Genomic DNA, 24,876 nt, shown 5'->3' with positions numbered 1-24,876 from the left:
CCGCCTGCACCTTGATCGATGGTCACCCCCCGTACAGGGCGGCGATCTTGTCCTCGTAGACCTGCCGCAGGATGTGGCGGCGAATTTTCATCGAGGGCGTCATCTGTTCATTCTCGATCGTAAAGGGTTCGTCGGCGAAGTCGAACTTGCGCACCTTTTCGATCACCGACAGCTGTTCGTTGACGCGGTCGACCGCGGCGCGAACGGCGGCGCGGAACTTCTCATGCTCGCGGAGCAGCTTGAGGTCTTTCGGCAAGCCCTGCGCTTCGGCCCATTCGGTCGCCCATTCGGGGTCGGGCACGAGGATACCGACCAGATGCGGACGCTTGTCGCCATAGACCATCGCCTGCAGGATTTCGGGCTGGAGCGTCAGCATTCCCTCGACGCGCTGCGGCGAGACATTGTCGCCCTTGTCGTTGACGATCAGATCCTTCTTGCGGTCGGTGATGACGATGCGGCCCTTTTCGTCGATATGACCGATGTCGCCGGTGTGCAGCCACGGCCCCTTGTCGGGCTCGGCGGGATCGGGGACCAAAACGCGCTCGGTCTCGGGCTTGTTACGCCAATAGCCCTTCATCACCAGCTCGCCGCGCACGAGGATTTCGCCGTCGTCGGCAATCTTCACTTCGGTGTTCATCAGCGGCGGGCCGACGGTGTCCATCTTGAGCCCCACCGACGGGCGGTTACAGCTGATCACCGGCCCAGCCTCGGTCTGGCCATAGCCTTGCAGCAAGGTCAGCCCGATCGAATGGAAGAAGACGCCGATCTCGGGGTTTAGCGGCGCGCCGCCCGAGACGAGCGCCTTCATCCGGCCGCCGAAGCGCTGCTGGATCTTCGGGCGGAACAGCTTGTTAAGCAGGATGTCGACCGGGCGGTCGAACACCCCCATGCGGCGCTCATAATCCTTTTCGCCGACGCGCAGCGCTTGCCCCAGCATCCAGTTCGCGAGCTTGCCCTGCTTTTCGACCGACTTGATCATCCGCGCGCGGATCACCTCGAACAGGCGCGGCACGACGACCATGATCGTCGGCTTCGTCTCTTCGATGTTCGAGACGAGCTTCTCCAGCCCTTCGCTGTAGTAGATTTGCGCGCCGACCATGATCGGCAGGAACTGTCCGCCCGAATGCTCATAGGCGTGGCTGAGCGGCAGGAAGGACAGGAACACCTCCTCGTCGCCGATCCCGAAGTCGTTGACGAGCACTTCCGCGGCCCCCGCCGCATTGTGGAGGATCGCGCCATGATGCTGCATCACGCCACGCGGCGCGCCACCGGTGCCACTGGTGTAGATAAGGCAGGCGGTATCGTCGCGCGTCATCGCCTGCCCACGCGCCTCGAAGTCGGCGCGATACGCCTCGCCGCCCGCAACAAGCGGCTCCCAGTCGAGCACCTGCACATCGCCCTGCTGGCCGACGCGCATGTTCTCCATCGTGATCACGGTCTTGACGTTCGAACGCAGCACCGCGGGCATCAGCACGCGCGCGAGTTTCGCGGTCGAGACGATCACCGCACTCGCGCCGCTGTTGTCGAGGATATGCTGGTGATCGCGCTCGGTATTCGTGGTGTAGGTGGGAACCGTGATGCAGCCCGCCGCCATGATCGCAAGGTCGGCGATGCAGAATTCGGGGCGGTTCTCGCTGACCAGAACGACGCGGTCGCCGTCCTTCAGTCCCAGCTCGCGCAGATTGTGCGCGAGCGCCGAGACCTGGTTCGCGACCTGCCGCCAGCTCAGCGGGTGCCACGTCCGGTCGGCCTTGCGCCACAGAAACGGATCTTCGCCGCCGCGCCCCGCACGGTCGAAGAACATCGCGACCAGACTCGGGAAATGGTCGAGATGAGGGTTTACGAGCTTCATGCCTTCGTTTCTCCCGGGAGTGTCATTGGTGTTCTTGTCGTTGTTGGCAGGGTCTTAGCCCTGCGGCGGCGCGCCATCCACTGCCGATGTTCCGGGTCCGCGCGGATCGGCCGCGCCCTGCCAGCCCTTGTCGGTCCGCTCGACCGCGTTCAGTTTCGAGCCGAGATCGGTCGCGGTGAAGCTGTAGCCAAAGGGTTTCATCTTCGCGGCAATCGCCTGCCCCGCCGCATTATTCTCGATCACGACCCCGCGCTGGCCGAAATAGAGATTGGGTAGCTCCATCGCCGACTTGGCGTCGAGGCCCCAGTCGAGCACGCCGATCAGCGTCTTGGTCACGTGCATGATGATCCGCTTGCCCCCCGCCGAGCCGACTGCAAGCACGACCTTCCCGTCGGGGCCGTAAACGATCGTCGGTGACATCGAGGACAAGGGGCGCTTGCCCGCCTGGACGCGGTTCTGTGTCGGGATGCCGTCTTTTGCAGGCGCGAGGTCGAAGTCGGTGAGTTCGTTGTTCAGGAAATAGCCGTTCGCCATCAGCTGGCTGCCGAAGATGCTTTCGACGGTCGAGGTCATCGAGACGACGTTACCTGCCGCGTCGACCGCCACGAAATGCGTCGTTCCCTGCTCCTTGACCGGCGGTGCCTCGGCGCGCGGTTTAGCGCCCGGCGGCGCGCCGGGTTCGTAGCGACCGGCCGCGCCGAAAGGCGAAATGAGCTGGCGGCGCTCGGCAAGATAGGCCTTGTCGAGCAGCCCCTTCACCGGGACATCGACGAAATCGCTGTCGCCGAGATAGGCGGCGCGGTCGGCATAGGCGAGCTGCATCGCCTCGGCGAGCAGGTGCCAGCTCATCGGATTGTCCTTGCCCATCGCCTTCATGTCATAGGCTTCGAGCATCCCGAGAATGCCGAACACCGTCGTTGCGCCCGACGAGGGCGGTCCCATGCCGCAAACCTTGTAGATGCGATAGGTGGTGCAGACCGCAGGGCGTTCCTTTGCCTTATAGGCGGCGAGATCCTTGAGCGTCAGCTGGCTGGGGTTGCGCGGCGCCTTCGCGACCGCATCGCTGATCGCCTTGGCATTGGCGCCCGTGTAAAAGGCCTCGGGGCCGCGCGCGGCGATGTCGCGCAGGATCGCAGCATAGGCCGGGTTTTTGATCGTCGTGCCGACCGGCGCGGGCTTGCCGTCGACATAATAGATCGCGCGCGCCGCCGGGAACTCCTTCCACATCGGCTCGAACTGCACGAGCCAGCTGTTGAGAGCGGGCGTGACCTGATAGCCTTCCTCGGCAAGTTTGATCGCGGGCTGGAAAAGCGCCTTCCACTCGAGCTTGCCCCATTTCTTGTGCGCCATTTCCATCAGGCGGACGTTGCCGGGAACGCCGACCGACAGGCCGCCGGGGATGACGTCCATATAGCCGCGCGGCTTGCCGTCAGGGCCGAGAAAGCGGTCGGGCTTCGCCGCGGCGGGCGCGGTTTCGCGGCCGTCGATCGTCGAGATGCTGCCGTCGCCCGCGTTGTGATAGACCATGAAGCCCCCGCCGCCGATGCCGCTCGACTGCGGCTCGACAAGGGTCAGCACCGCGACCATCGCCACAGCCGCGTCGGCGGCGCTACCGCCCTGATGCAATATTTCGCGCCCCGCCTCGGTCGCGCGGGGATCGGCAGACGAGGTGACGCCTTGTGCGGCGGCGAGCGACGGGATGGCGAGGAGGAAAAAGCTGGCAGCAGCGAGGAGTCGTTTGATCATGCGCGCGACATTGGCGCGCGGCTCAATTCAGTGCAACCCTAACACGATCCTCCCTGTGGCGAAGCCCTGGGGAGGTGGCAGCCCAACGGGCTGACGGAGGGGCTTTGACGCTGCCCCTCCACCGCGCGCTACGCGCGCGGTCCCCCTCCCCATCGCTTCGCGACAGGGAGGATTATTCCCCTGCCCCGACTGCATCGGCAACGCGCGCGAAGCCATCGCGCGCCGCAAGCCTTTCAAGACCGCTTGCGATGCGCGCCGCAAGCCCCGGCCCTTCATAAACCATCGCCGAATAGATCTGGATCAGGCTGGCGCCGGCACGGATGCGGTCCCATGCCTGTTCGGGCGAGGCAATGCCGCCGGCGGCGACCAACGGCAGCTTGCCGCCGCTCGCGCTGCGGAAATCCTTCACACGCTGGAGCGCGAGTTCGGCAAGCGGGGCGCCCGACAGGCCGCCCGCTTCCCCCGCGTGGCGCGAGGCGAGCGGTGGTCGCGCGATCGTGGTGTTCGAGACGACCACCGCCGCGAGCCCCTTTTCGAGGGCAACCGCGACGATGTCATCGATGTCGGCAGGCTCGAGGTCGGGCGCGACCTTCAGGAAAACCGGCTTGGCCGCGTCCACGGGTTGCGCGGCAGCGACGCCGTCGAGCAGCGCCTCCAGCGCCCCCTTGTCCTGCAGCGCACGGAGCCCCGGCGTGTTCGGCGACGAAATATTGACCGTCAGATAATCGGCGAGCGGCGCCATCGCCGCGGCGCCCTTCGCATAGTCGGCGATGCGATCGATGCTGTCCTTGTTTGCGCCGATATTGATCCCAAGCGGTACCGGCAGGCCGTACCGGCGCAGACAGGCAATGCGTTCGGCTGCCTTTTCCTGCCCGCCATTGTTGAAGCCCATGCGGTTGATCACCGCGCGATCCTCGACCAGCCGGAACAGGCGCGGGCGCGGATTGCCCTCCTGAGGCAGCGGCGTCAGCGTCCCCACCTCTACGAAACCGAAGCCGAAATGCGGCATCGCGTGCGCGACGCGCGCATCCTTGTCGAAGCCCGGCGCGAGGCCGACGGGGTTCGGGAAATGCAGGCCCGCGAGTTCGGTCGCGAGCACCGTGCTGGTCAGCGCATGGCGCGCGCGCGGCAGCGGCTGGAGCGCGTTCAGCGTCAGATTATGCGCGGCTTCTCCGTCTGTCGCGTGAACAAGCGGACGGACGAGCGCATAGGCGGCATCGGCGGCGGAAGCAAAGAGCGACATGGCCCGCCATTGCGCGTGCCGGGGCGCTATGGCAAGCCCGAGCCCATTCAAAAAACAGGGAGATCAAAGTGTCGCAGTTCCGCCTAGCCGCCCGCCTGTCCACCGCGTTACCGGCCACGCTGATTCTGATCGCCGCGACCGCCTGTACGCCGGCGGCGGTCAGCGAGGCGCCCGCGACGGCATCGACCGAAGCCCCGCCGGTAGCGCCCGCAGGTGCGACGCTTGCGCAATTCTTCGATAAATATGACGCCGCGCAGCTCTCGCTGAGCCCGCAGGGCAAGGCCTATCGCGGCATTCGCGACCAGGACTACGGCCGCTGGAACGACGTCAGCGACGAGGCCGCGGTGGCGAACCAGAAGCTGCAACAGGCGAGCGCGGCGGCGATGCGGAGCAGCTTCGACCCCAAGACGCTCTCGCCCGACGACGCGCTCTCCTTCGAACTGTTCAACGCGCAGGCCGAGCGCGCCGACCGCCTGTTCGCCTATCGCGACCATGGTTATATCTTCGACCAGATGAACGGGTCGCAAAGCCAGCTTCCCGCTTTCCTGATCAACATCCACCGCGTCGCCAATGTCGCCGAGGCCGAGGCCTATGTGTCGCGTATCCGCGGGCTGGGGCCTTTGCTCGACGAGCTTTCGGCGCAGTCGGCCGCGCGCGCCGCGAACGGCTATGCGCCGCCCAAATGGGTCTATGCCTATGTCATCTCGGATATCGACAATCTGCTGACGCCCGACAATGCGGTGATCGAGGACATCGGTGCCAAGGTCGGCAAGCTCGAGATCGACGCCGCCGAGAAGGCACGGCTGATCGCTGCGGCGAAGGCGGCGTGGAACGAGAGCGCCGGCCCCGCCTACGCCCGGCTGAAAGCCGAGATGACGCGCCAGCAAGCCGTGGCGCCGACGCAGGACGGCATATGGCGGATGCCCGATGGCAAGGCCTATTATGAGGTGCTGCTTGCGAACTACACGACGACCGACATGACCGCGGCGCAGATCCACGACCTCGGCCTCGCCGAAGTCGCGCGGATCCATGGCGAGATGGAAGCGATCAAGAAGAAGGTCGGCTTCAAGGGGACGCTGCCGCAATTCTTCGAGCATCTGCGCACGAGCCCGCAATATTACTATACCACCCGCGAGGCGTATCTGGCCGACGTCGCGGCGAAGGTGAAGGCGATGGAGGCGCGGCTTCCCGCCTTCTTCAACACGCTGCCCAAGGCGCCGCTGCAAGTGAAAGCCGTCGAGGCGTTCCGCGAGAAATCGGCGGGCAAGGCCTTTTACCAGTCGCCCTCGCCCGACGGCTCGCGTCCGGGCACCTATTATGTGAATCTCTACGATCTCAAGGACATGTCGAAGACCGAGCTCGAGGCGCTCGCCTATCATGAGGGGGTTCCGGGGCATCATCTGCAACGCGCAGTGCAGACCGAGCTCACCGGCCTGCCGCCCTTCCGGCGTTTCGGCGGTTTTACCGCCTATACCGAGGGTTGGGGCCTTTATTCGGAGGAGCTGGCGAAGGACATGGGATTCTATACCGATCCCTACAGCGATTTCGGGCGGCTCGGCATGGAACTGTGGCGGGCGTGCCGCCTCGTCGTCGATACCGGCATCCACGACAAACGCTGGAGCCGCGAACAGGCGATCAAATATCTGAAGGACAATACGCCCAACCCGCAGGGCGATATCGAGAAGGCGATCGAGCGCTATATCGTCTATCCGGGACAAGCGACCGCCTATCTGATCGGCAAGCTCAAGATCATGGAACTGCGGACGCGCGCGCAAGCCGCGCTGGGTTCAAAGTTCGACTTTCGCGCCTTTCACGATGTGGTGCTCGAATCGGGTCCGGTCCCGCTCGATACCCTCGAGCGGCGCGTCGATGCGTGGATTGCGAGAACGAAGGAACGTTAACAGACAATTGCGGGTTGACGCTTGGCGGCAAATAGAAAATTATAGTGGCGCCAAAAAGGCGGCAATAAAGCTGCCCAGGGTCGGTCTCGTCATGTCGGAAATCACTTCTACGCCATCGGGCGCAGACGGCGAAACGCCGTTCGAGCTCCAATATTTTCCGCCCGATCCCGATCTCGCGGAGATGGTCTCCAGCTTTTACTTCGTGCGCATCGATATGCCGGTGTTCGACGAATATGAGCGCGCCGACCGTCCGCAATTCCGCATCATGAGCAGCACTGCGGGCGAATATGTCTTTCCGGACGGCCATTGCTTTCCCGCCGCGCGCGCAACGATTGTCGGCCCGACAAGCGGGAGCGTCCGCGCGCGCGGTACCGGGCCGCTGCGCATCTATGGCTTCGGCCTGCTGCCGGTCGGCTGGGCGACACTGATGGGCGACCATGCCGACAAGATGACCGATCGTGCGATGGATGCCGCCGATCTGTTCGGCGACTGGATCGACGGCGCAGTCGGCGCGCTGATGGGAGCCGCGAACAACGACGAACGGCTCGTCATCGCAAACAATCTGGCGCGCGAGATATTGAAGAAGAACGAGCCTGCTCCCGCCTGGTTCACGCGCACGGTCGACCAGTGGCTCACCGAATCGCCCAGCCCGCAGGTACCCAAACTGGTCGAGGCGACGGGCATGTCGATCCGTTCGGTCGAACGGATGACCAAACATTATTACGGCCTGTCGCCGCGGATGCTGGCGCGCAAATATCGCGCGGTCCGCGCCGCCTCCGCCCTCGCGCGTGGCCAGACGCTCGACGATGCGCAGCTTGGCGACGCCTTTTACGACCAGTCGCACCTGATCCGCGAGATAAAGCGCTTCGCAGGCGCGACGCCCGGCCAACTCGCCAATCCGACACGCTATACCGAGGCGACGACACGAGGGCGCAAGCAGCTCACGGGCAAGGTCAGCCCGCTCGTTTCGGATACCTGACCGCGAAGCCCCCAAGCGACGAAACGAAATAAAATAGCGCCGAATGCCGATTTGGCGTTTTCGTACAATCGCGAATCATGCGTGGGGCATAATCCGTCCCTGCGACCCAGAAGAGCTCTTCCTCTGACGAGGACCGAGACCTTCATCTTGGCACCCGTTTGGCTTCGGCCGGGCGGGTGCCTCTTTTCTTTGGGGCCCGCAAACCAGCCTTTCTTGCGCCGCGCGAACCGCTCGCCTATATAAGTGGAGTAATTTGCTCCAGTTAAGAATCGTTCGCAATTCCAGCGGGAAGAAACGTGCGCCTGTCGAACCTTGCCGATTATGCCGTCGTGCTGATGAGCGCCGCCGCACGCCAATGCGGGTCGGTGGCAATTCACGCCGGCCTGCTCGCCGAGCAGACGGGCATTCCCGGCCCGACGGCGCAGAAACTGGTGAGCCAGCTCGCTCGCGCCGGGCTGCTCGTCGCCTCGCGCGGCAGCGGCGGCGGGGTGCGGCTCGCGCGGCCTGCGGCGGCGATCAGCGTCGCCGACATCATCGAAGCGGTCGAAGGACCGATCGCCCTCACCTCCTGCGTCGCCGAGGGTCGGCACGACTGCTCGCTCGAAGGGAGCTGCAAGGTCCAGCCGCATTGGGGCGTCGTGAACGGCGCGGTACGCGCGGCGTTGCAAGAGATCAGCCTGGCGTCCCTGAGCGTCGCCCCCGCGAAGGGTGCCGGGAGTCACGTGCCTCCCGACACGGCCGCTGGAGGCAGCGCACAGACGACAACGGCCCCCGCCTTGGCGGGGGCGACGAGTTAGAGATATGACCGAGAACACCGAACTCCCCCTGAAGGATCAGGCCGCGCACGACGCCGCCGCAAAAGTCGCCGATTACGAGCATGGCTGGTCGTCGGCCATCGAGACCGACTTTGCGCCCAAAGGGCTCACCGAGGATACGGTTCGCTTCATCAGCGCCAAGAAGAACGAGCCCGAATGGATGCTCGACTGGCGGTTGAAGGCGTTCCGTCACTGGCTGACGATGGAGACGCCCGACTGGGCGAAGCTCAACGTGCCGCCGATCGACTACCAAGACGCGTACTATTATGCGGCGCCGAAGGCGAAACCGAAGCTCTCGAGCCTCGACGAGGTCGATCCCGAGATCCTCGAGGTGTATAAGAAGCTCGGCATCCCGATCGAGGAGCAGAAGGTGCTTGCGGGGGTCGAGGGTGCGCGCAAGGTCGCGGTCGACGCGGTGTTCGACAGCGTCAGCGTCGCGACGACCTTCCGCGAGGAACTGAAGCGCGCGGGCGTGATCTTCCTGTCGATCTCGGAAGCGATCCGCGAATATCCCGAACTGGTGAAGAAGTGGCTTGGGCGTGTCGTGCCGATGCACGACAATTATTTCGCGACATTGAACTGCGCGGTCTTTTCGGACGGGACGTTCGTCTATGTGCCCGAGGGCGTGCGCTGCCCGATGGAGCTTTCGACCTATTTCCGTATCAACGCCGAAAATACGGGGCAATTCGAGCGGACGCTGATCGTCGCCGACAAGGGCGCCTATGTCTCCTATCTCGAAGGCTGCACCGCGCCGATGCGCGACGAGAACCAGCTTCATGCCGCGGTGGTCGAACTGGTCGCGCTCGACGATGCCGAGATCAAGTACAGCACGGTCCAGAACTGGTATCCCGGCAACGCCGAGGGGCTGGGCGGCATCTATAATTTCGTGACCAAACGCGCGCTCTGTCAGGGCAAGCGCAGCAAGGTGTCGTGGACGCAGGTCGAAACCGGATCGGCGATCACGTGGAAATATCCGAGCTGCGTATTGAACGGCGACGACAGCGTCGGCGAATTCTATTCGGTCGCGGTGACCAACAATTACCAGCAGGCCGACACCGGCACCAAGATGATCCACAATGGCAAGCGCACGCGCTCGACCATCGTTTCGAAGGGGATCAGCGCGGGCAAGTCGAACAACACCTATCGCGGCCTCGTCCGCGTCGCGCCCAATGCCGAAGGGGTGCGCAACTTCACCCAGTGCGACAGCCTGCTATTGGGCAGCACCTGCGGCGCACATACGGTGCCGTACATCGAGGTCCGCAATCCCACCGCGACCGTCGAGCATGAAGCGACGACGAGCAAGATCAGCGACGATCAGCTCTTCTACGCGATGCAGCGCGGGCTGGGGCAGGAAGAGGCGGTGGCGCTGATCGTCAACGGCTTTGCCAAGGAAGTGCTGCAGCAGTTGCCGATGGAATTCGCGGTCGAGGCGCAGAAGCTGCTTGGCATTTCGCTCGAAGGGAGCGTCGGATGATGCCCCAAACTGAGACAATCTTCCGCGCCTGGTCCGATAACGACGCCAAAGATGGGCGCTTGTTAACTATAATTTCCTCCAGTCCGCATCCGGGGACATGGCGAAACGCGCCGCTGTCCTATTGTTTTCTTCAGTCCGATTCGGTCTGGAGGCAGCGCTATGGCACGCGGTTTGGAATTCAACTGGGCAGAGGCCGATCTGGTCGTACATCCGGTCCAGGCGATCGCCGCCTATCCTACGCAACAGGGCGTAGCCATCCGGCAGCAGAAGGGATCATCGGAGCGCGGGGATCGCGACGACGTGATCACAATTCCGCACCATGCCATAAACCTGCTGATCCGGCGCCTGCAGCAATTGCAGAACACCAGCGTGATCAGTCTGGAAGAAGTTGGCAATTCGGAACTGGTGGAAATCTTCGCCGCCGAATAGGCGCCACCGGGCTCGCCGCCAAAAGGTTGACGGGCGCTGATTTGCGTCGCCAGCCGCTAAAGACTGCGGCGGGTGTCGAGGGGCGCGCGGGATGACGCAGCTGACCTTAAGCGACCATGCGAAACAAACCCAAGCCCCTCCCCTTCAGGGGAGGGGTCGGGGGTGGGGCCTATCGGCCGAACGCCTCGCCGAGCTGCATCGCCGTGCCGCGGATATGCGCCGCAATCCGACCGAGCCCGAGAAGCGGTTGTGGCGGCATCTGTCGAACAGCCAGCTCGGCGGGCTCAAATTTCGCCGCCAGCAGGTGATCGGTCATTTCATTGCCGATTTCGGCTGCCCTTCGGTCAAGCTGATCGTCGAGGTCGATGGCGATACGCATGATGAAGCGAAGGACCGGCTGCGCGACGATATTCTGGCCGGGCATGGCTTTCGTGTGGCTCGGGTGACGAACGCCGACGTCATGGAGAATATGGACGGCGTGCTGACGTTCATCGCCCAGGCGGTGCGTCAGGCCGAAAGGCCCCACCCCAACCCCTCCCCTGAAGGGGAGGGGCTTGACGTGGTCGAGGCGCAGATATTGCAAGGGATCAGCCTTGAGGGGAGCGTGGGGTGACCTTAAGCGTCTTTCTCGTGCGGAACCTGACGCTTGCCGTCTCTCCAATTTTTGCAGCGCTATTGGCGTCCGTGTTTATTGACCCAGACTTGATATTTGCCGCCCCGTTTGTCGTTTTGGCAACGATCACCATTGGCTTGGTTTCTTACATGCGCAATCCCACGGGGCAGTGGTGGTTGCACTCGCTCGTCGCAGGATTTGCTGGCGCGGCCATCGGCGTTGCGCTGCTTTTCTACATCGGCTCGCAGATCTGAGGACTTAATGCTCAAAATCGAAAACCTCCACGCCACCGTCGCCGACAAGCCGATCCTGAAGGGTCTGTCGCTCAGCATTAATGCGGGCGAGATTCACGCGATCATGGGTCCTAACGGCGCGGGCAAGTCGACTTTGTCCTATGTTCTCGGCGGGCGGCCCGGGTATGAAGTCACCGAGGGTTCGGCGACCTTCGACGGACAGGATCTGCTCGATATGGACCCGCACGAGCGTGCCGCCGCCGGCCTTTTCCTCGGCTTCCAGTATCCGGTCGAAATCCCCGGCGTGTCGAACGTCCAGTTCCTGCGCGAAAGCCTGAACGCCCAGCGCAAGGCGCGTGGGCAAGAGTCGCTGTCGGGCGGCGATTTCCTGAAGCTGGCGCGCGAGAAGGCGGGGCTGCTCAGGATGGACATGGACATGCTCAAGCGTCCGGTGAACGTCGGCTTTTCGGGCGGCGAGAAGAAGCGCAACGAGATGGTCCAGATGGGCATCCTCGACCCCAAGCTCGCGATCCTCGACGAGACTGACAGTGGCCTCGACATCGACGCGCTGCGCGTCGTCGGCGACGGGATCAACGCGATCATGCGCCGCCCCGACAAGGCGGTGCTGCTGATCACGCATTATCAGCGCCTGCTCGACTATGTGCAGCCCGATTTCGTGCATGTTCTAGCCGCAGGGCGCATCGTCAAATCGGGCGGGCCCGAACTGGCGCTCGAGCTCGAGCGCGAAGGCTATGCGGAGATTGCGGCGTGATCATTCCCCTGCGCCTTCCCTTCCATCGTCATGCCGGACTTGATCCGGCATCCATGACCGCGTGGACCCCGGATCAAGTCCGGGGTGACGACGTGTGGGAGGTCGTGGTTTGACGATCGCCACACTTCCCACCCGGCGCGACGAAGCCTGGCGCTATAGCGATATCGACGCGGTGACCGCGGCGTGGCCGCTACCTGCGCCCGAGAGCATCATCGTGCCCGCGGGCGGTAAATTTGCACGCGCAATCGTGCAGGACGCCGGCGACATCCGCCAGATTGAACTGGTGCTCGGCAAGGGTGCGGTCGCTCATTTGCATGTTCTCAACATCGGCGGCGCCTATGGCCGTATCGAGCTCGCGGTGACGCTGCACGAAGGCGCCGACTTCAGGTTCGGGGCGGCGCAGATCGGCGGCGGCGAGCAGAATCTCGAGATCGTCACCACCGTCACACACGCCGAACCCGGCGCGACGTCGCGACAAGTCGTGCGGTCGGTCTTGGGCGGCACCGCCACCGGCACCTACCTCGGCAAGGTCGCCGTCGCGCGCGATGCGCAGCAAACCGACAGCGAACAGGATGTGAAGGCGATGCTGCTCGACCGCAGCGCGACCGCCAACGCCAAGCCCGAACTCGAAATCTTCGCCGACGATGTGAAATGCGCGCATGGCTGCGCGATCGGCGAACTCGATGCGATGGGCCTCTATTATCTCCAGTCGCGCGGCCTGCCACCCGCCGAGGCAAAGAAGATCCTGCTGCAGGCCTTTGTCGCGGGCGTGTTCGACGGCGCGGAAGATGAGGAGCGGTTGCAGGCGCTTGCGCTCGCGAAGCTGGGGGAACTGGTATGACCACCACGACCGCCCTCCGCACCTTCCCCGACGTCCGCGCCGACTTTCCCGGTCTGCCGCCCGGCTGGCACTATCTCGACACCGCAGCGACCGCGCAAAAGCCGCAGTCGGTGATCGACGCCACTGTCAACGCGATGGGCCGCGACTATGCGACGGTGCATCGCGGCGTCTATGCGCGATCGGCAGATATGACCCTCGCCTACGAAGCCGCGCGTCGGCGGATCGCGGCCTTCATCGGCGCGCGCGAGAACGACGTGACCTTCGTGCGCGGCGCGACCGAGGCGATCAACCTTGTCGCCTACTCGCACCCGCGAAAGGGTCGGGTGCTGCTCTCTGTGCTCGAGCATCACAGCAATATCGTGCCCTGGCAGCTTGCCGGCTGGCAGGTCGATGTCTGCCCGCTCACCGCCGACGGTTGTATCGACCTCGATGCGGCAGAGAAGCTGCTGACCCCAGACCACAATATGGTCGCCTTTGCGCACGTGTCGAACGTGCTCGGCAGTCCGCTCGACGTTGCACGCGCGGCGGAACTCGCGCACCGCGTCGGCGCCGAGCTGCTGATCGACGGCTGCCAGGCCGTGCCGCGGCTGCCTGTCGATGTCGTCGCGCTCGGCTGCGACTATTACGCCTTCTCGGGCCACAAGCTCTACGGCCCCACCGGGATCGGCGTGCTGTGGAGCGACAAGCTCGACAGCCTGCCACCCTGGCAGGGCGGCGGGTCGATGATCGACCGCGTTACCTTTGAACGCACGACCTACGCCCCCGCCCCTACACGCTTCGAGGCGGGCACGCCGGCGATCATCGAGGCGATCGGGCTCGCGGCGGCCGTCGACTATGTCGAAGCGATCGGGATCGACGCGATCCACGCCCACGAGATCGCCTTGGTGACGAGCCTGCGCGAACAGCTCGCGCGCAAGAACAGCATCACGCTTTTTGGCCCCGAAGACAGCGCTGGAATCGTGAGCTTTTCGATGGCGGGGGTTCATCCGCACGACATCGGCACTATCTTGGACGAGAGCGGGGTCGCGATCCGCGCCGGGCACCATTGCGCGCAGCCGCTGATGGAGCATCTGGGGGTACCCGCGACCGCGCGCGCGAGTTTCGGCGTGTACAGCAATGAAGACGATGTGGCGGCGCTGATCGAGGGCCTGTCCCGCGTCGAGAGGATTTTCGGATGAGCGAGGATCGCATGATCAAGGTGGAAGAAGTCGCGAGCGTCGAGGCGCCGCCGAAGGCGCGCGTCGAGGATGTCGAGACGGCTCCGGAAAAGCTGGAACGCAAGCGCGACTATCTGGAAGGCTTCCTGGCGGCCAAGCCCGCGGCGGTCGATCCCCACGCGGCCGGCGGCGACCTTTACGAGGCCGTGATCAACGCGCTGAAGGACATCTACGACCCGGAAATTCCGGTAAACATCTACGACCTCGGCCTGATCTACAATGTCGAGATCGACGAGGGGCATGTCATGGTCACGATGACGCTGACGACGCCGCATTGCCCGGTCGCCGAATCGATGCCCGCCGAGGTCGAACTGCGCGTCGGCGCGGTGCCGGGGGTCGGCGATGCCGAGGTCAATCTGGTCTGGGATCCGCCGTGGTCGCCGCAGAATATGAGCGACGAAGCGCGGCTCGAACTGGGAATGCTGTGATGACCGAAACGAAAACCCGTGCGCGCCCCGCTGCGGTGACGCTTACCGCCGGCGCCGAAGAGCGCATCGCGAAGCTGATGGCGTCCGCTCCCGATGGAGCGATAGGCGTCCGCCTGTCCACCCCGCGTCGCGGCTGCTCGGGGCTCGCTTACTCGGTCGACTATGTCACCGAAGAGCAGAAATTCGACGAGAAGATCGAGACACCCGGCGGCATTTTCTACATCGATGGCGCGTCGGTGCTCTACCTGATCGGCAGCACGATGGACTGGGTCGAGGACGATTTCGCCGCCGGCTTCGTGTTCGAAAATCCGAACGCCAAGGGCGCGTGCGGCTGCGGCGAGAGCTTTACCGTCTAACTAGCGGCAGATCGACCAACCCGCCGTCCGCACCGCCATATCGAGGTGGAAATGATCGGCGTGCGCCGCATTATGGTCCGGTGACAGCACCGTAGAGAACAGGTCGCACGATCCGTCGCGGACCTCGTGCAGGAATTCGCTGCGCTTGTCGCCTGGCGCCCAGTCGTTGATCAGCGAAATGCGCGTCCCGTCGGCGAGAACGAAAGCCGAAATGTCGATCGCATTGGCGGTCGAATGCTCGCTCTGAGCCTCGCGGCCCGCGATCTTGCGGCAATTGTAGCTGCCGAGATTTTCGAGTTCGGCGACATTCTGCCCGAAATATTTCCGCGCCGCGGGTTGCACAACGTCGCGCGTCCAGAGCGCCATCGCCGCGGTCACGGCGCAGCCAGGCGCGGCATTGGCAGGGCGCATGGTGGGCACAAGAGCGTTGCCGGTCAGCACCATCCGCTGGGTCGCGCGGCACTGCCCCCTCCCGACGACAGGCCGTCTCTCATAGCCTGCCTTCGCCCGGTCGAAGGCAGCGAAGCAGGCGGCATCGTCACCCGCAAAGTTCATCAGCTTGCGGTGCGTCGCCCAACCCTGCGGATGCTCGAATTCGAAACGGGCGCCCGGGAAATGCTCGGGATGCGCGCGCACCCACTGCATGACGCGGATTGCGCCGATCGCCAGCACGACGGCGATGGCGAACCAGATCAGGTAGGCGCGCAGGCTTTTCATTCGTCCCAGATGGCGCGCGGCGCGCCAACGGGCAAGTTCAGAGCGGTTCGAACGTCACCGTCAGCCCGTCCTTCGGACGCGGGATGGGAAGCATCTGCCACTCGGGAGCGTAACCGTCACGCACCACGATGCGATGCGTTGTCACGACATGGTGAAAGAAGATTTTCGCCTGCATGTACGCGAAGTGCAACCCCAGGCACATATGCGCGCCGCCGCCGAAGGGAACCCACGCATATTTGTGCCGTTCGCGCGTTGGCCCCGGCGCGAAGCGCATCGGGTCGAACTTTTCGGGCTCGGGCCAATGCTCCTCCATCATATGGGTGAAGGCGGGGCTGACGCCAACGCTGGTGCCGGCCGGGATGCGATAGCCGCCGAATTCGAAATCCCTTAGCGCACGGCGCGGGAAGCTTGGCACCGGGGGGACGAGACGAAGCGACTCCTTGAACGCCCATTCGGTCAATTCCAGCTCGCCGAGGCCGTTATGCCCGACCCCCTCGCCCGCCGGCGCGACGCTCAGCATCTCTTCGCGCAGCCGGTCCTGCCACTCGGGATGTTTCGCGAGTTGGTACACCATGGTGGTGATCGAGCTGGTGATCGTGTCGTGCGCCGCCATCATCAGGAAATTCATATGATCGACGATCGCACCGGTCGTGAGATATTCGCCGTCATCGTCCCTCGCGCGGCAGATCTGGCTGAAGATATCCTCGCCCGCGCCGTCACGGCGCTCGGGCACCATCTTGCCGAAATAGTCGACGAGATAGGCGCGTCCCTTCACGCCGCGGCCCATCGCGGTGAAGGGCAGCGGACGGCGCACGACCCCGATCGACGCCTGCACCATGTCGACGAAGGCCTTGTTGACCTTGTCCGCCTCCGGTCCCCACGGGATGCCGAGGAAGCTGGTCGCGGCAAGGTCGAGCGTCAGCTCCTTGATCGCGGGGTAGAATTTGAAGGTCTTGCCGCTCCATGCGGCGACGCGGTCGCGGATTCCCTCGTTCAGCGAATCCGCATAGTGTCGCATCGGCTCGGGCTTGAAGGCGACCGACAGAACCTTGCGGTCGGCGCGATGCTTCTCGAAATCCATCAGCATCAGCCCGCGCGGGAAGAGCAGGTTGAGTACCGGTCCCCACCCCTGTTCGGACGAGAATATTTTCTCGCGGTCGAACATCACCAGTTCGTTCGCTTCGGGTCCATGCAGCGCAACGCTGCGCCCGCCGAAGCTGTTGTTGCGATAGACGCGGCCATATTTGCCGACCATGCGCCGCGTGAACGAGGGATAATCGCGAAGCTGTTCGAGCGTGTTCCCGATCACCGGCATCCCGTCCTCGCCCGGTATATGGTCGAGCGCGGCGTCGGGATTGCGCGGCAGCCAGTGCGCGGTGTCGGGACCGAAGCGGCCTTCGGACCAGTTGAACTTCGCTGGGGCGTTCATGGAAAACCTCGTCCGTCGTTGCGATTGGCGGCAGGCTATCGAACTACTGACATCGATGCAAGTAGCGCGCGTCGCAGCGCGCGGACTCCATTCACCGCAAATTCAACTCGACTCGCGCAATCTCGCGGCAAGATGACGGGTCGCATCCGTTTGACCCTCAAAGGATAAAGTCATGGCCAAGGCATTCCGACGCTCTCTCGCTATGACGCTTGGCGCGCTTGCCACGACCGCGCTCGGCGGCTGCTATTATGGCGATGTGTACGGCAGCAGCTACGCCTCGGGCGGTGACTGCGCGTCGCGCTATGGCGCCGACTATTACGATTATGACGGTTATGCCTATGACGACGGCTATGGCTATGACTGCTATGATGCGTCGGACTATGGCGGCGGATTCGCGCAGATCGGCTTCGGCGGCGGCTGGTACGACAATTATTATTATCCGGGCTACGGCCTCTGGCTCTTCGACAGCTATCGCAACCGCTATCCGCTGCGCGGCCAGTATCTGAATTACTGGGGCGGGCGGCGCGCGTGGTGGAAGCATCATGGCGGCCATGGCGATGGCAATGGGCGTCCCGGCGGCTGGACCGGCCATCCGGGGACCGGCGGAAAGGATGGCGATGGCCGCCCCGGGCGCCCCGGCGGCTGGACCCGGCATCCCGGCGGCGACGGCCAGCACGGAACGCGTCCGGGCTGGGGCAGCGGCGGCCAAGATGGCAATCCGCCGACCACGACCAACCCGGTTCGCCCCGGTGGCGGCCCCTCGGCCGTCCGCCCGCGCCCGCCGCGCGGCGAAGGCGGCAGCTATGTCCGCCCGCGTCCGGCGCCGCCGGTGGCGCAAGGCGAGGCGACGGCGGATCTGCCAGCCGGTGCGCAACGCCCGGTGCGGACATGGTCGCCGCGGCAGGGTGGAGGCACGCCGCGCGGCCCCGAGGCGGTCCGGCCGCGCCCTGCTCCCTCGATCGACCGGCCGGCTGCGGTGCGACCACAGGCCGCGCCGCCGTCCGCGGCGCCGCGCTACACGCCGCCCGCGCAGCGGCAGGCCCCGGCGCCCGAACGGTCGCAGCGGTTCGAGCGGTCGATCACCCCTGACAAGGACTGACGCGGCGCGTCATGCGTCGGCGGGCGGCGTCCGCTTGTCGGCGACCATATCCTCCTGAAGTTCGAGCCCGCGCGCGCCGTGGTGGGCGGTGTGCGCGGGGGCGTGCGGCCGCTCGTCGAAGGCGGGGTCCGGTTCTTCCAGCATCCCTTCCCATTTGGTGATGACGCTGGTTGCGACGGCATTGCCGACGACGTTGGTCGCGGTGCGCCCCATGTCGAGGAAATGGTCGATCGCGAAAACGAGCGCGACACCCTCGACCGGCAGGTCGAACATCGCAAGCGTCGCGGTGATGACGACGAGGCTGGCGCGCGGCACCGCCGCGATCCCCTTCGACGACACCATCAGGGTCAGCAGGATCAGGATCTGTGTCGCGATCGGTATGTCGATGTCATAAGCCTGCGCGATGAAGATCGTCGCGAAGCTGGCGTACATCATCGACCCGTCGAGGTTGAAGCTGTAGCCGAGCGGCAGCACGAAGCCCGAAATGCGGCGCGGCACACCGAAGCGGTCGAGCTGTTCGAACAGTTTCGGCATCGCCGCTTCCGACGAGGCGGTCGAAAAAGCGATCAGCAGCGGCTCGCGGACGTAGCGGACAAGCTCGACGATCCGCCTGCCGAGGAACAGCGCGCCGACGCCGAGCAGGATCACCCACAGCAGGACAAGCGAGATGTAGAATTCGGTCAGCAGCTCGGCGTAAGTGGCGAGGATGCCGAGGCCATATTGCGCGACCACCTTGGCCAGCGCCCCGAACACCGCGAACGGCGCAAGACGCATGACATAGCCGGTGATCTGGAGCATCAGTTCGGCGAGCGCCTCGGCGCCGCGGACGAGCGGCTTGCCCTTTTCGCCCAGCGCCGACAGGCCGACGCCCGCGAACAGCGCGAAGACGAGGATCTGGAGGACGTTGTTCTCCGCCATCGCCTGGATGACATTCTTCGGGAAGATATGCTCGATGAACTCGAACATATCGAGCTTCTTGACCTCGCCGACCTCCGCCGACGAATGCGCGCCGACCGCGAGATGCAGACCGGCGCCGGGCTCGAGTAAATTGACCATGATCAGCCCGAGGCTGATCGAGATCAGGCTGGCAAGGATGAACCATGCGATCGCGCGGGTGCCGATGCGGCCGAGCGCCGAACTGTCGCCCATATGCGCGATGCCGGCGATGAGCGTGCCGAGGATCAGCGGCGCGACGAGCATCTTGATGAGGTTGAGGAAGATGGTGGCGAGGGTCCCGAACCCCTTCAGCCAATATTCGAATTCCGGGCTGTCGGCGGGCACGAAGCTTCGCACCAGAAAGCCGACGATGATCCCGAGGACCATGCCGAGCAAGATGTATAAAGTGAGGCGACGTGCCATCCAGAACTCCCCTGTCCCGCTGGTGCGGGCATTTCATCGTGCGGGGGTAACAGGCTGGTCGGCGGGGAGCAATCTCAGGTCAGGAAAAACACGATCGCGAGGCAGCTGGACACGCCGGTGATGATGTTCAACGGCACACCGATCTTCACGAAATCGACGAAGCGATAATCGCCTGCGGCATAAACGATCGTGTTCGTCTGATAGCCGATCGGGGTCGCGAAGCACGCCGACGCACCGATCATCAGCGCGATAACCAACGGACGGGGATCGACGCCAAGCTCTGACGCCATTGCCAATGTCACGGGCGTCATCAAGGCTGCGACCGCATTGTTGCTGAGCAGTTCCGACAGGATCAGGGCGAAGAAGTAGATGCCGAATACCAGCACCCACGCCGGCTGTCCGGCAAGCATCGGCTGCGCCCAGCCGACCGTCATCGCCACGGCCCCGCTCTGCTCGAGCGCCAGCCCGACGGCGAGCATCGCGAAGATAAGGATCAGCACATCGCCGTCGATCGTCCCCCACGCCTCCTCGCTGTCGATGCAGCGCGTCACCAGGATGACGCCGATGGCAATGATCGCGGCCACCCCGATCGACATGATATCCAACGCCGCGAGCGCGACGACCGATGCCATGCACAGGATCGCGATCCACGCCTTGCCCCGGCGAAAGGCGCGCACCTTCGCGAGATCCGCCCCGATGAGGTGAGGGTTGTCGCGCAGCGCCTCGACCTCGCGCGGCCCGGCCGCGACGAGCAGGCGGTCGGCGGGGCGGATTCGGACGCTGGCGAGGTCGGGGCCGGGTTCGTGCGCCGGACGGTCGAGTCCGATGATCCGCGCGCGAATCTTTTGCAGGAACGGGATATCGATCAGCCGCTGACCGATCGCCGGATGGTTCGATGCGATCATCGTTTCGACGACGAGGTCGCCTTCGGCAGGCTCCCCCCCGCCGATCCCGAGGCCGAAGCGGCCCTGCTCGCGCCAGGTCATGAGCGTCGCGCCGTCGACGCGGACGATCAGCCGGTCACCCGCGGCCAGAATCCAGCTGTCGAGGTCGGCGCCGCGCACGACCGCGGTGCCCCGGCGCACGCCGACGATACGGCCCGAGCGCGGCAGGTCCCGGAACGCTTCGACCGTCATGGCGACGAGATCGTCGTCCTCGCTCAAGACGAGTTCGGTCAGATATTGGTGCGCATCATGCGTCCCCGCGGGCCCGCTTATCGGCTTGTCCGAGGGCAACAGCCACCACATCAGTGCAAGGCCGATCATGCCCGACGCCGCGGTGACGAGGCCGATGGGGGTGATCTCGAAAATGCCGAAACGCTCCATCCCCGCCTGCCGCACGATGCCGTCGACCACGAGGTTGGTCGAGGTGCCGATCAAGGTCAGCGTGCCGCCCAGCACCGCAACGATCGACAGCGGCATCAGCAGCTTTTTTGCGCTCACCCCCGTTACCTCGGCAAGTTTCAGCACGATCGGGATCAGGACGACGACGACCGGGGTGTTGTTGAGGAAGGCCGAGGCGACAAGCGCCCCGACGAGCACTTCGACGATGGCGAGGCGCGGGTGTTTTTCGGCGCGCTTCATGATCGCGTCGGCGACGCGCTGGATCACGCCGGTGCGGATCAGCGCGCCCGACAGCACGAACATCGCGCCGATGACGATCGGCGCCGAATTGGAAAAGACCGAATAGAGTCCATCGGCATCGAGGATGCCGAGCGCGAGATAAGTGCAGGCGCCAAGGATCGCGATGACCGTCGCGGGCAGGCGCTCCATCAGGAAGCCGACAAAAATGCCGGCCAATACGAGCAGCGAAATGACCGCCTGATGCGCTTCGATAAAGGCCCTCAGCGCGTCTATCATGTCAGCCGTTCTGCGCCCTGTGCAGCAGCTTGTGGTCGGCGAGGACGAGCGCCATCATCGCCTCGACCACCGGTGCGCCGCGGATACCAACGCAGGGGTCGTGGCGCCCCTTGGTGACGATGTCGGCCGCCTCGCCCGCCTTGTTGATCGTCGGCACGGGGGTGAGGATCGAGCTGGTCGGCTTGAACGCGACGCGCACGACGACCGGCTGGCCGGTCGAGATGCCGCCCGCGATGCCGCCGGCATTGTTCGACAGGAAATCGGGGCGGTTGCTGCCGTCGCTCGCGGGGCGCATCGGGTCGGCGTTTTCCTCGCCGCGCAGGCGCGCCGCGTGGAATCCCGCGCCGATCTCGACGCCCTTCACCGCGTTGATCCCCATCATGGCGGCGGCGAGGTCGCTGTCGAGCTTGGCATAGATCGGCGCACCCCAGCCGGCGGGAACCCCGCTCGCGGCGCATTCGATCACGGCGCCGAGCGAACTGCCTGCCTTCCGCGCGGCGTCCATCAGCCCTTCCCAGCGCTGCGCCGCGGCCGGGTCGGGACAGAAAAAGGGATTGCGATCAATTTCTTCGAGGTCGAAGTTGGCGGGATCGATCGCGTCACCGCCGATCTCGGCGACCCAGGCGTGGATCTGCACCTCGGGGATGATCAGCCGCGCGACGCCGCCCGCCGCAACGCGCGCAGCCGTCTCGCGCGCGCTCGAACGGCCGCCGCCGCGATAGTCGCGAATGCCGTATTTCGCATCATAGGCATAGTCGGCGTGGCCGGGGCGGTAAGCCTGCGCGATCTCGCCATAATCCTTCGACCGCTGGTCGACATTTTCGATCATCAGGCTGATCGGCGTACCCGTCGTCTTGCCCTCGAAGGTGCCTGACAGGATACGCACCTGGTCGGGTTCCTGCCGCTGCGTCGTGTGGCGCGACTGGCCGGGGCGACGCTTGTCGAGGAAAGGCTGGATGTCGCCTTCGGACAACGACAGCCGCGGCGGGCAACCGTCGACGACGGCACCGAGCGCGGGCCCGTGGCTCTCGCCCCAGGTTGTGAATCGCAAGACGCGTCCGAAGCTGTTGAAACTCATGTCCCTACCCCAAGCGGCCGAATGCGGGTGCGTAATTCGCGCGGCCGCATTGCGGCCAATCGGCGCCGCTGTCCAGCATCATCGCCATGAAATGCGGCCCCGCAAAAGGCGATGCGAACCGCTCGGCGAGGTGGGGCGAATAGCCGAAGCGCGGGTAATAGGACGCGTGACCAAGGACGAAGCTGATCTGCACACCCTGTTTGCGCAGATCATCGAGCGCGGCGCGGATCAGCGCATCGCCGATCCCCTGCCGCTGGTAATCCGGGGCGACCGACACTGGCGCAAGTCCGGCCGCCGACAGCGCCGCGCCGTCGGCCCCGACATCCATCCGGCTGAGCAGAACATGCCCGACGATTGCGCCGTCGCGCTCGGCGACGAGTGACGTCAACACGTCACCATCGGCCTCGAGCATCCGCACCAGCCGCGCCTCGCCCTGATGCCCGAATCCGGTGCCGGCAAAGGCCGCGCGGATCACCGCGTCGATCGCGTCGCCATCCGCCGCCGTCGCGGCACGGATGGCGATGCCGTCAGGCAAGCGCAATGTCCGGCGCGTCTTCCTGCTTCATGCCCACCGTATGATAACCCGCATCGACATGGTGCGTTTCGCCGGTCACGCCCGCCGCCAGGTCGCTGAGCAGGTACAGCGCCGAGCCGCCGACGTCGTCGATCGTGACGTTGCGGCGCAGCGGCGCGTTATATTCGTTCCATTTCAGGATCAGGCGGAAGTCGCCGATGCCCGACGCGGCCAGCGTCTTGATCGGTCCGGCCGAGATCGCGTTTACGCGCACACCCTGCGGGCCGTAGTCGTTGGCGAGATATTTGACGCTGGTCTCGAGCGCCGACTTGGCGACGCCCATGACGTTGTAATGCGGGATCACCTTCTCGGCGCCATAATAGCTGAGCGTCAGCAGCGAGCCGCCGCCGGTGCCCGTTTCGGGATCGAAGGGCGTCATCATCGCCGCCGCGCGCTTGGCGACCGCCGTGAAGCTGTAGACGCTGATGTTCATCGTCATCAGGAAGTCGTCGAGCGTCACGTCGGCATAATGGCCGCGCAGCGCTTCCTTGTTGGTGTAGCCGATGGCATGGACGACGAAGTCGATCGTCGGCCAGCGGGCTGCCAACGTCGCGAAAGCCGCATCGAGATTGTCCATATCGGCGACGTCGCAATCGAGCAGGAAATCGCAGCCGAGTTGCTCGGCCAGCGGCTTCACCCGCTTTTCCATCACCTCGCCCTGATAGGAAATCGCCAGCTCGGCGCCATGCGCGTGCAGCGCCTTGGCAATGCCCCAGGCGAGCGACTTGTCGTTCGCGAGACCCATGATCAGCCCGCGCTTGCCCTTCATCAGACCCGTCATTTTTCTTCTCCGGCCTTTTTGTCTTCGATAATCACATCGTCCGCGCGCCCAATAGCGTCGTGGCCCAAATCCTCAACCTCGACGAGCGCGGCATTCAGTTCGGCGCCGATCACCATACCCAATCCGACGAGGTAGAAAAAGAACAGCGCGATCATCACGCCCGCAAGGCTGCCGTAGGTCGCGTCATAGCGAAACAGGCCGGCAAGCAGCGGAGGCAATGCCAGCGTGACCGCGATCCACCAGAGCGTCGTGAACAGCGCGCCCGGCCATTTGGGGAATTGCCGGGTGCGGTACTTGGACGGGGTCAGCGAATAAAAGAGCAGGTAGATCGCAACGAACAGGCCAAAGCCCGACACCCCGCGCGAAATGGCGACCACGCCCGCCGACTGATAGGCGGGCGGCAGGACACGCTCGACGAACTGCTCGATGCCCACGATCAGCACCTGCATGCTGAACGAGATGAGCATCAGCACGACCGCGCCCGAGATGATGCCGATCGAGATCAGGCGGTAGTGAAAGAAGCCGCGCGAGAAATGCGTGCCATAGGCGCGGCGCAATATGTCGCGCATCGTTTCGATGAAGCTGCCCACGGTCCACAAGGCGACTAGCGCGCCGAGCCAGAGGAACAGCCCGGTGCGCGCGGTCATCACCTCGCGGATCGGGCCTTCCAGCGCCCGCGCCACCGTCGGCGGCATCACCGAGAACACCGCCTCGATTGCGCGCTCGCCGCCGAAACTACCGCCCAGAACGCTCAGCACCGCAGCGAGCAGGATGAAGAAGGGGAAGAGAGCGATCAGCGCGAGATAGGCGAGATTGCCCGCGTGGATGAAGCCGTCGGTGTACGTGCCGACGACAACCCGGCGAAGCACGTGAAATACGCGCGTTCCCGGCCCCAGCGTCTCGCGCCCGCGCTCGATGACCCCCTGCGCCCGCGCGCGCAGGTGCGTGCGCTTCGCGCGCTCGGCGCGGGCTTCGGGCGAGTGGGGCGAATGCCCCTCGGCAAGAAATTCCTGGCCGACTTCCTCGGCCACTTCGCGCTCAAGCGCGGCAGCGGCATTTTCCTGTTTGCGATCAGCCACGC

24 protein-coding genes are annotated in these 24,876 nt (G+C 64.8%); 13 read left to right on the top strand and 11 right to left on the bottom strand.

From position 1 onward, the window contains the following. Window positions 1-22: 22 nt before the first annotated feature. From QOL68_RS14430 to QOL68_RS14420, 3 genes are all read right to left on the bottom strand, one after another. Window positions 23-1,852 (bottom strand): AMP-dependent synthetase/ligase, encoded by a 1,830-nt coding sequence (locus QOL68_RS14430; RefSeq protein ID WP_197410148.1) that lies wholly within the window; start codon window positions 1,850-1,852, stop codon window positions 23-25. A gap of 54 nt (window positions 1,853-1,906) precedes the next feature. Continuing rightward, window positions 1,907-3,598, bottom strand: a complete 1,692-nt coding sequence (gene ggt, locus QOL68_RS14425) for a gamma-glutamyltransferase (RefSeq protein WP_058455370.1) — start codon at window positions 3,596-3,598, stop codon at window positions 1,907-1,909. 172 nt (window positions 3,599-3,770) lie between these two features. Further along, window positions 3,771-4,841 carry a quinone-dependent dihydroorotate dehydrogenase gene (locus QOL68_RS14420; RefSeq protein WP_058455371.1) on the bottom strand — a complete coding sequence of 357 codons (1,071 nt, stop codon included), beginning with the start codon at window positions 4,839-4,841 and terminating at the stop codon, window positions 3,771-3,773. Between the two features lie 68 nt (window positions 4,842-4,909). On the opposite strand from QOL68_RS14420, the gene QOL68_RS14415 reads away from it, so the two are divergent. From QOL68_RS14415 to QOL68_RS14360, 12 genes are all read left to right on the top strand, one after another. Further along, on the top strand, window positions 4,910-6,742 hold the full coding sequence (locus QOL68_RS14415) for a DUF885 domain-containing protein (RefSeq protein ID WP_282949781.1): 1,833 nt from the start codon (window positions 4,910-4,912) through the stop codon (window positions 6,740-6,742). Between the two features lie 91 nt (window positions 6,743-6,833). Next, the gene (locus QOL68_RS14410) at window positions 6,834-7,721 is read left to right on the top strand and encodes an AraC family transcriptional regulator (RefSeq protein ID WP_282949782.1); all 888 of its coding nucleotides are present in this window, start codon (window positions 6,834-6,836) and stop codon (window positions 7,719-7,721) included. A gap of 296 nt (window positions 7,722-8,017) precedes the next feature. After that, the gene (locus QOL68_RS14405; RefSeq protein ID WP_058455374.1) at window positions 8,018-8,518 is read left to right on the top strand and encodes an SUF system Fe-S cluster assembly regulator; all 501 of its coding nucleotides are present in this window, start codon (window positions 8,018-8,020) and stop codon (window positions 8,516-8,518) included. 4 nt (window positions 8,519-8,522) lie between these two features. Beyond that, window positions 8,523-10,010 carry a Fe-S cluster assembly protein SufB gene (gene sufB / locus QOL68_RS14400; protein ID WP_282949783.1) on the top strand — a complete coding sequence of 496 codons (1,488 nt, stop codon included), beginning with the start codon at window positions 8,523-8,525 and terminating at the stop codon, window positions 10,008-10,010. A gap of 159 nt (window positions 10,011-10,169) precedes the next feature. After that, a complete protein-coding gene (locus QOL68_RS14395) occupies window positions 10,170-10,439 on the top strand; it encodes a hypothetical protein (protein ID WP_058455376.1) in 270 nt (89 codons plus the stop codon). A 91-nt stretch (window positions 10,440-10,530) separates the two neighbouring features. Beyond that, complete coding sequence (locus QOL68_RS14390; protein ID WP_282949784.1) at window positions 10,531-11,052, top strand: endonuclease domain-containing protein; 522 nt, start codon at window positions 10,531-10,533, stop codon at window positions 11,050-11,052. After that, window positions 11,049-11,306 (top strand): hypothetical protein, encoded by a 258-nt coding sequence (locus QOL68_RS14385; protein WP_282949785.1) that lies wholly within the window; start codon window positions 11,049-11,051, stop codon window positions 11,304-11,306. Before QOL68_RS14390 ends, QOL68_RS14385 begins: the two co-directional genes overlap by 4 nt. 7 nt (window positions 11,307-11,313) lie before the next feature. Next, a complete protein-coding gene (sufC, locus tag QOL68_RS14380) occupies window positions 11,314-12,057 on the top strand; it encodes a Fe-S cluster assembly ATPase SufC (RefSeq protein ID WP_282949786.1) in 744 nt (247 codons plus the stop codon). Between the two features lie 109 nt (window positions 12,058-12,166). Further along, window positions 12,167-12,898 (top strand): SufD family Fe-S cluster assembly protein, encoded by a 732-nt coding sequence (locus QOL68_RS14375; RefSeq protein ID WP_282949787.1) that lies wholly within the window; start codon window positions 12,167-12,169, stop codon window positions 12,896-12,898. After that, window positions 12,895-14,076 carry an aminotransferase class V-fold PLP-dependent enzyme gene (locus QOL68_RS14370; RefSeq protein ID WP_282949788.1) on the top strand — a complete coding sequence of 394 codons (1,182 nt, stop codon included), beginning with the start codon at window positions 12,895-12,897 and terminating at the stop codon, window positions 14,074-14,076. The genes QOL68_RS14375 and QOL68_RS14370 overlap by 4 nt, the downstream gene beginning before the upstream one ends. After that, window positions 14,073-14,543, top strand: coding sequence for an SUF system Fe-S cluster assembly protein (locus QOL68_RS14365; protein ID WP_282949789.1), 471 nt, complete (start codon window positions 14,073-14,075; stop codon window positions 14,541-14,543). The genes QOL68_RS14370 and QOL68_RS14365 overlap by 4 nt, the downstream gene beginning before the upstream one ends. After that, on the top strand, window positions 14,543-14,899 hold the full coding sequence (locus tag QOL68_RS14360; protein WP_204993743.1) for a HesB/IscA family protein: 357 nt from the start codon (window positions 14,543-14,545) through the stop codon (window positions 14,897-14,899). The genes QOL68_RS14365 and QOL68_RS14360 overlap by 1 nt, the downstream gene beginning before the upstream one ends. Here the strand turns inward: QOL68_RS14360 and QOL68_RS14355 are convergent, their stop codons facing one another. After that, window positions 14,900-15,616: an extensin-like domain-containing protein gene (locus QOL68_RS14355; RefSeq protein ID WP_204993742.1), complete on the bottom strand. Its 717-nt coding sequence runs from the start codon at window positions 15,614-15,616 to the stop codon at window positions 14,900-14,902. Between the two features lie 37 nt (window positions 15,617-15,653). Then, window positions 15,654-17,045: a cytochrome P450 gene (locus QOL68_RS14350; protein WP_282949790.1), complete on the bottom strand. Its 1,392-nt coding sequence runs from the start codon at window positions 17,043-17,045 to the stop codon at window positions 15,654-15,656. 172 nt (window positions 17,046-17,217) lie between these two features. Here QOL68_RS14350 and QOL68_RS14345 point away from each other — a divergent pair, with 172 nt between their 5' ends. Next, window positions 17,218-18,144 (top strand): hypothetical protein, encoded by a 927-nt coding sequence (locus QOL68_RS14345; protein ID WP_282949791.1) that lies wholly within the window; start codon window positions 17,218-17,220, stop codon window positions 18,142-18,144. A gap of 9 nt (window positions 18,145-18,153) precedes the next feature. Here the strand turns inward: QOL68_RS14345 and QOL68_RS14340 are convergent, their stop codons facing one another. From QOL68_RS14340 to QOL68_RS14315, 6 genes are all read right to left on the bottom strand, one after another. Next, window positions 18,154-19,503 carry a dicarboxylate/amino acid:cation symporter gene (locus QOL68_RS14340; protein WP_282949792.1) on the bottom strand — a complete coding sequence of 450 codons (1,350 nt, stop codon included), beginning with the start codon at window positions 19,501-19,503 and terminating at the stop codon, window positions 18,154-18,156. Between the two features lie 74 nt (window positions 19,504-19,577). After that, a complete protein-coding gene (locus QOL68_RS14335; protein ID WP_282949793.1) occupies window positions 19,578-21,362 on the bottom strand; it encodes an SLC13 family permease in 1,785 nt (594 codons plus the stop codon). Between the two features lies 1 nt (window position 21,363). Further along, window positions 21,364-22,440: a chorismate synthase gene (aroC, locus tag QOL68_RS14330; protein ID WP_282949794.1), complete on the bottom strand. Its 1,077-nt coding sequence runs from the start codon at window positions 22,438-22,440 to the stop codon at window positions 21,364-21,366. A 4-nt stretch (window positions 22,441-22,444) separates the two neighbouring features. Then, window positions 22,445-22,975, bottom strand: a complete 531-nt coding sequence (locus tag QOL68_RS14325; protein WP_282949795.1) for a GNAT family N-acetyltransferase — start codon at window positions 22,973-22,975, stop codon at window positions 22,445-22,447. Then, entirely contained in the window at window positions 22,968-23,795 is an 828-nt protein-coding gene (gene fabI, locus QOL68_RS14320) for an enoyl-ACP reductase FabI (RefSeq protein ID WP_282949796.1), read from the bottom strand. Before fabI ends, QOL68_RS14325 begins: the two co-directional genes overlap by 8 nt. Continuing rightward, on the bottom strand, window positions 23,792-24,874 hold the full coding sequence (locus QOL68_RS14315; RefSeq protein WP_282949797.1) for a YihY/virulence factor BrkB family protein: 1,083 nt from the start codon (window positions 24,872-24,874) through the stop codon (window positions 23,792-23,794). The genes fabI and QOL68_RS14315 overlap by 4 nt, the downstream gene beginning before the upstream one ends. Window positions 24,875-24,876 lie beyond the last annotated feature (2 nt).

This window comes from Sphingopyxis sp. Geo25 (assembly GCF_949769135.1).
Taxonomy (GTDB): domain Bacteria; phylum Pseudomonadota; class Alphaproteobacteria; order Sphingomonadales; family Sphingomonadaceae; genus Sphingopyxis.
This window is presented reverse-complemented; position numbering and strand designations above follow the sequence as displayed.

Excerpts from the sequence above, each read along its gene's own strand:
- sufC (WP_282949786.1), top strand. The coding sequence starts at position 11,314 with ATGCTCAAAATCGAAAACCTCCACGCCACCGTCGCCGACAAGCCGATC.
- QOL68_RS14370 (WP_282949788.1), top strand. The coding sequence starts at position 12,895 with ATGACCACCACGACCGCCCTCCGCACCTTCCCCGACGTCCGCGCCGAC.
- QOL68_RS14345 (WP_282949791.1), top strand. The coding sequence starts at position 17,218 with ATGGCCAAGGCATTCCGACGCTCTCTCGCTATGACGCTTGGCGCGCTT.
- QOL68_RS14390 (WP_282949784.1), top strand. The coding sequence starts at position 10,531 with ATGACGCAGCTGACCTTAAGCGACCATGCGAAACAAACCCAAGCCCCT.
- aroC (WP_282949794.1), bottom strand. The coding sequence starts at position 22,440 with ATGAGTTTCAACAGCTTCGGACGCGTCTTGCGATTCACAACCTGGGGC.
- QOL68_RS14420 (WP_058455371.1), bottom strand. The coding sequence starts at position 4,841 with ATGTCGCTCTTTGCTTCCGCCGCCGATGCCGCCTATGCGCTCGTCCGT.
- sufB (WP_282949783.1), top strand. The coding sequence starts at position 8,523 with ATGACCGAGAACACCGAACTCCCCCTGAAGGATCAGGCCGCGCACGAC.
- fabI (WP_282949796.1), bottom strand. The coding sequence starts at position 23,795 with ATGACGGGTCTGATGAAGGGCAAGCGCGGGCTGATCATGGGTCTCGCG.
- QOL68_RS14355 (WP_204993742.1), bottom strand. The coding sequence starts at position 15,616 with ATGAAAAGCCTGCGCGCCTACCTGATCTGGTTCGCCATCGCCGTCGTG.
- QOL68_RS14410 (WP_282949782.1), top strand. The coding sequence starts at position 6,834 with ATGTCGGAAATCACTTCTACGCCATCGGGCGCAGACGGCGAAACGCCG.
- QOL68_RS14430 (WP_197410148.1), bottom strand. The coding sequence starts at position 1,852 with ATGAAGCTCGTAAACCCTCATCTCGACCATTTCCCGAGTCTGGTCGCG.
- QOL68_RS14395 (WP_058455376.1), top strand. The coding sequence starts at position 10,170 with ATGGCACGCGGTTTGGAATTCAACTGGGCAGAGGCCGATCTGGTCGTA.
- QOL68_RS14340 (WP_282949792.1), bottom strand. The coding sequence starts at position 19,503 with ATGGCACGTCGCCTCACTTTATACATCTTGCTCGGCATGGTCCTCGGG.
- QOL68_RS14365 (WP_282949789.1), top strand. The coding sequence starts at position 14,073 with ATGAGCGAGGATCGCATGATCAAGGTGGAAGAAGTCGCGAGCGTCGAG.
- QOL68_RS14360 (WP_204993743.1), top strand. The coding sequence starts at position 14,543 with ATGACCGAAACGAAAACCCGTGCGCGCCCCGCTGCGGTGACGCTTACC.
- QOL68_RS14350 (WP_282949790.1), bottom strand. The coding sequence starts at position 17,045 with ATGAACGCCCCAGCGAAGTTCAACTGGTCCGAAGGCCGCTTCGGTCCC.
- QOL68_RS14335 (WP_282949793.1), bottom strand. The coding sequence starts at position 21,362 with ATGATAGACGCGCTGAGGGCCTTTATCGAAGCGCATCAGGCGGTCATT.
- ggt (WP_058455370.1), bottom strand. The coding sequence starts at position 3,598 with ATGATCAAACGACTCCTCGCTGCTGCCAGCTTTTTCCTCCTCGCCATC.